At 72.8% G+C, this 1,246-nt stretch carries 1 protein-coding gene and 1 pseudogene; both read left to right on the plus strand.

Annotated elements, in window-relative coordinates; genetic code table 11:
* The coding region (locus B9S57_RS19690; RefSeq protein ID WP_103516873.1) for an aminotransferase class V-fold PLP-dependent enzyme at positions 1 to 1,156 on the plus strand (1,156 nt) is incomplete at its 5' end.
* Positions 1,153 to 1,246 (plus strand): annotated as a pseudogene (locus B9S57_RS36445) (SidA/IucD/PvdA family monooxygenase); the annotation flags it as partial. The gene B9S57_RS19690 and the pseudogene B9S57_RS36445, both read left to right, overlap by 4 nt.

A 1,246-nucleotide genomic window follows, 5' to 3' on the forward strand; every position in this document is an offset into this window, starting at 1 on the left:
CCCCCACTGCGCCGCCCACCTCCACACCCCGCCCCTCGCCCTCGCCGCAGCAGCCGACCTCGCCGCATCAGCCCTCAACCCCTCCATGGACTCCTGGGACCAGGCCCCCGCCGCCTCCGCCCTCGAAACAGCCCTCACCACCGCACTCGCCGCCGAGATCTACCCCCACACCCAGCAGCCCGACGCCCTCGTCACCACCGGCGGCACCGAAGCCAACCAACTCGCCCTGCTCCTCGCCCGCGAACGCCACGGCCCCGTCCAGACCATCTGCGCCGCCAACACCCACCACAGCATCACCCGCGCCGCCTGGCTCCTCGGCCTCCCCAGCCCCGTCGTCATCCCCGCCCCCACCGGCGTCATGGACACCCACGCCCTCCGCGACGCCCTCACCCGCCACGACGGCCCCCTCCTCGTCACCGCCACCGCAGGCACCACCGACACCGGCCAGATCGACCCCCTCACCGACATCGCCGACCTCACCACCACCCACAACGCCGAACTCCACATCGACGCCGCCTACGGCGGACCCCTCCTCTTCAGCCCCACCCACCGCCACGCCCTACGCAGCCTCCACCGCGCCCACAGCGTCACCCTCGACCTGCACAAACTCGGCTGGCAACCCGCATCCGCCGGCATCCTCGCCGTCCCCCACCACCACGACCTCGACGCCCTCCACCACCACGCCCCCTACCTCAACGCCGACGACGACACCGACGCCGGCCTCCCCGACCTCCTCGGCCGCTCCCTGCGCACCACCCGCCGCCCCGACGCCCTCAAGATCGCCGTCACCCTCCAAGCACTCGGCCGCGACGGACTCGCCGACCTCATCGACCGCACCATCACCACCGCCCACCACCTCGCCGACCTCATCGACGACAACCCCCACCTCGAGCTCTACGACCGCCCCACCATCAGCACCGTCCTCTTCCGCCCCACCCACACCGACGACACCACCGTCGCCACCATCCGCCGCACCCTCCTCACCCAAGGAACCGCCGTCCTCGGCCGCGCCCGCACCCACGACGGCCTCTGGCTCAAAGCCACCCTCCTCAACCCCCACACCACCCCCGACGACCTCCGCCGGCTCCTCACCCTCGTCACCCACACCGCCCACGCCCGCCCCGAAGCCACCACGGAAGGCAGCACCCTCCGATGACCGACCGGACCACCCCCGAAGGCGACCGGACCCACGACCTCATCGGCATCGGCCTGGGCCCCTTCAACCTCTCCCTCGCCGCCCTCGCCC

Source organism: Streptomyces sp. SM10, assembly GCF_002910915.1.
Classification (GTDB): Bacteria; Actinomycetota; Actinomycetes; order Streptomycetales; family Streptomycetaceae; genus Streptomyces.